Source organism: Bradyrhizobium sp. 132, from assembly GCF_023074185.1.
In the GTDB taxonomy this organism is placed as follows: domain Bacteria; phylum Pseudomonadota; class Alphaproteobacteria; order Rhizobiales; family Xanthobacteraceae; genus Bradyrhizobium.
The window spans coordinates 1-608 of record NZ_JADPKY010000129.1; the positions used below are offsets into that span (position 1 = coordinate 1).

The following is a 608-nucleotide window of genomic DNA, read 5'->3' on the forward strand; positions in this document are numbered from 1 at the left end:
TCGAAGAAGTTGTCGTGCCGGCCGACACGTTCCAGGCCCAGAAGCTCGGCCCAGATCTGCGCCAGCGCGATCTCGATCTCGCCCCGCGGCGCCTCATAGGCTGCCCGCGCATACGCATCATCCTCTGGCGGGGGCAGCGCCTTGCGGTCCAGCTTGCCGTTCGGCGTCAACGGCAGCGCCGCAAGCCGCACAAACGCGCTCGGCACCATGTACTCGGGCAGCCGCGCACCAAGATGGGTGCGCAACGTGCCGGCAAGTTCAGTCCCCTCGGCTTCGCCGGCATGCTCCGCAGCCGTAACCACATAGGCGACCAGACGCTTCTCGCCGCTGCGATCCTCGCACGCAACCACCGCCGCGTCGCGCACCGACGCGTGCTCAACCAGCCGCGCCGCGATCTCGCCAGGCTCGATCCGGAAGCCGCGGATCTTCATCTGGTCGTCGATGCGGCCCAGAAACTCCAGATTGCCGTCCGGCAGGTACCGCGCGAGATCCCCGGTCCGGTACATCCGTGCGCCGACCTCACCACTGAACGGATCGGCCAAGAACCGCTCCGCCGTCAGTTCGGGCCGGTTCAGATAGCCACGCGCGACCCCCGCCCCGCCAATGTA

Annotated in this window: 1 protein-coding gene; it reads right to left on the minus strand. The window is 68.1% G+C overall.

Annotated elements, in window-relative coordinates; genetic code table 11:
* Nucleotides 1-608: AMP-binding protein (locus tag IVA74_RS27395; RefSeq protein ID WP_247349531.1), on the minus strand; the 608-nt coding region annotated here is incomplete at both ends.